This is a genomic window from Hyphomonas sp. (assembly GCF_036964145.1).
Lineage (GTDB): Bacteria > Pseudomonadota > Alphaproteobacteria > Caulobacterales > Hyphomonadaceae > Hyphomonas.
In genome coordinates, this window is sequence record NZ_JBALUC010000009.1 from 1 (window position 1) to 2131 (window position 2131).

2 protein-coding genes are annotated in these 2131 nt (G+C 53.2%); one reads left to right on the top strand and one right to left on the bottom strand.

The window, feature by feature from the left end; all coding sequences use genetic code 11:
- Positions 1 to 382 precede the first annotated feature (382 nt).
- Positions 383 to 1771, top strand: coding sequence for an IS1182 family transposase (locus V7660_RS17120; protein WP_335604267.1), 1389 nt, complete (start codon positions 383 to 385; stop codon positions 1769 to 1771).
- A gap of 59 nt (positions 1772 to 1830) precedes the next feature.
- On the opposite strand, the gene V7660_RS17125 is transcribed toward V7660_RS17120, so the two are convergent.
- Positions 1831 to 2131 (bottom strand): EAL domain-containing protein (locus V7660_RS17125; RefSeq protein ID WP_335604268.1); only part of this gene is annotated, 301 nt, incomplete at its 5' end.

Here is a 2131-nt window from a genome sequence, read left to right on the forward strand (position 1 = left end):
CTCGCAAGAAGTCTAGCGACCTTGGCATCAGCCAACGAACAAACGGATCGTCGGTGAATGCCACAGAAAGCAGTGCTCCCATGCACTCCTCATCCTTCCAGTCACCCCTTCTGATCGCCATTTCTTCCAAGGGCACCTCCAAAGTAGAACTCCGTTAAGCCGACATCCCCCAGATAGGGCTGCCGTGATTTGTGAAGGTTGGCATAAACGGCTGCTTTTTCCAAATCTCTTTCGGTTGGATACTGACAGGTATCTGAGACCACGCGTGGTTCTCTGACGTAACTAGCATTTGCAGCGACCGGCGTATTCCGTTGAAAAACTCTTGTTGTTTTGAGAGCTGAACGCTGATTCAATCTCCTTACTGATTTGGGAGATGCAGGCTATGATGGGTCCGAGACAAGAGGCGCAAAGCGCGCTGTTTTATGAGTTCTCTATTGAGGATCATGTCCCGAAGGACCACCTACTACGCTCGATTGACCGGTTCGTTGATCTCTCCGACCTTCGCGTGCACTTGGCTCCGTTCTATAGCTCAACCGGCCGTCCTTCAGTTGATCCAGAATTGATGATCCGGATGCTACTGGTCGGTTACACGATGGGTATCCGGTCAGAACGGCGGCTTTGCGAGGAGGTCCATCTCAATCTGGCTTACCGCTGGTTTTGCCGCCTGGATCTCAGCCATCCAATACCGGACCATTCGACCTTCTCGAAGAACCGCCATGGACGATTCCGGGACAGCGACCTGTTGCGGCATGTCTTCGAGACAGTTGTGACACGTTGCATCGAGGAAGGACTGGCGAGCGGCCAACGTTTTGCGGTCGACGCGAGCCTGATCCAGGCGGATGCCAACCGGCAGAATTCCACGCCGCAGTCGGACTGGGAGCCTGACAAGATTGATTCCTCTGATGCCCCGCGAGCGGTCAGGGAATATTTGGAAACACTGGACGATGAAGCCTTCGGTGCAGCCAGTGCGGTAGAGCCGAAGTTCACTTCCCATTCCGATCCCGCCTCTCAATGGACTGGCGCACGCGGCGGCCCTGCCTATTTCGCCTATTCCACAAACTATCTGATCGATACCGACAATGCAGTGATCTTGGATGTGGAAGCCACACGTTCGATCCGGCAGGCTGAGGTTGGCTCTGTGCGAACCATGGTGGACCGGGTGAGCGACAGGTTTGATCTGACACCCGAACGGCTGATTGCCGATACCGCCTATGGTTCTGGTCCCATGCTTAACTGGCTGGTCAATGAGCGCGGGATAGCCCCTCATATTCCAGTTATCGACAAGTCCGGACGCAAGGACGGAACCTATGAGCGGGCGGACTTCACCTATGACGCCGCAAATGATGCCTACATCTGTCCCGGTGGCAAAGAGCTCAAACAATACCGCCGTGCGTTTACGACGCCTCGAGTTGGAGCAAACAAGGATGGGACATTGCGCTACCGCGCCCGTAAGGCCGATTGTGATGCCTGCGGCCTGAAGTCGAAGTGTTGCCCAAAGGAGCCGCAACGCAAGGTCACAAGGTCGATCCATGAGCCTTCGCGCGATATAGCCCGTGCCATCTCACACACCACCCAATATGCAATCTCATGCAAGTTAAGAAAAAAAGTCGAGATGCTGTTTGCCCACCTCAAACGCATTCTGGGTCTGCGACGATTGCGATTACGTGGACCATGCGGCGCCCGCGATGAATTCCACCTCGCAGCTACCACCCAGAACCTCAGGAAACTCGCAAAACTCATCCCGGACCAACAAACCGGCTGCCTTACATGAGAAGGGTTCGGATTGCTCGAACTCAACATCCTGTTCCAAATCTCAAACCGTCGAGTTTTTCAACGGAATAGATCATCTGCCACCATTGGGCGGGCGAAGAAATAACCCTGTGCAAGATCACATTGCAGTTCGCACAGCTTGTTTCTTGTCTCAATGTCTTCCACGCCCTCGGCGACGACGACAATCTCCAGATTTTTGCACAAATCTATAATGGAGCGGACAATCGCCAGATCATTTTTCTTGTGGACCATGTTTCTGATGAACACCATATCGATCTTGAGCTCATCAACCGGCATGTTCTTGAGATACATCAAGGATGTATAACCGGTTCCAAAATCATCGATCGATATTGAAACACCC